Origin of the sequence: Synechococcus sp. R6-10, from assembly GCF_047461815.1 — a bacterium.
Lineage (GTDB): Bacteria > Cyanobacteriota > Cyanobacteriia > Thermostichales > Thermostichaceae > Thermostichus.
The window spans coordinates 1-688 of sequence record NZ_JANSHW010000665.1; the positions used below are offsets into that span (position 1 = coordinate 1).

The 688-nt window shown below is 61.6% G+C and carries 1 protein-coding gene; it reads right to left on the reverse strand.

Translation table 11 applies throughout. The features are described from left to right. Positions 1-688, reverse strand: a 688-nt coding sequence (gene leuB / locus NW837_RS15165) for a 3-isopropylmalate dehydrogenase (RefSeq protein ID WP_414332458.1), incomplete at both ends; no start/stop codon positions are given.

A 688-nucleotide genomic window follows, 5' to 3' on the forward strand; every position in this document is an offset into this window, starting at 1 on the left:
TCATTCCCTCAGAGTAGAGGTCTGGGGTGCGGTACCCTTGCGCCAAAACGGCTTCTACCGCCTGTTCGATGCGGTCGGCAGCTTGCGGCTGATCCAGGGAGTAGCGGAGCATCAGGGCGCCGGAGAGCACCTGGGCAATGGGGTTGGCTTTGTCTTGTCCGGCAATGTCGGGAGCCGACCCATGTACCGGCTCGTATAGGCCGGGGCCAGAGGATCCCAGAGAGGCAGAGGGCAGCATACCAATAGAGCCGGTCAGCATGGCCGCTTCATCGGAGAGGATATCGCCGAAGAGATTGCCCGTGAGGATGACGTCGAACTGCTTGGGCCAGCGCACCAACTGCATGGCGGCATTGTCGATGTACAGGTGGGAAAGTTCCACCTCCGGGTACTCAGCCGCAATGACATTGACCCGCTCCCGCCACAGTTGCGACACCTCGAGAACGTTGGCTTTGTCCACCGAGCAGAGCTTGCGCCGGCGTTTGCGGGCCAGCTCAAAGGCAACTCGGGCAATCCGATCCACCTCAGCTTCGCTGTAGACCATGGTGTTCACGCCGCGCCGAGATCCTTGGGCATCCGTGAAGATTCCCTTGGGCTGGCCGAAGTAAATGCCCCCCGTCAGCTCCCGCACTACCACCAGGTCGATCCCCGAGATCACCTCTGGCTTCAGGGAGGAGGCCCCCACCAGTTG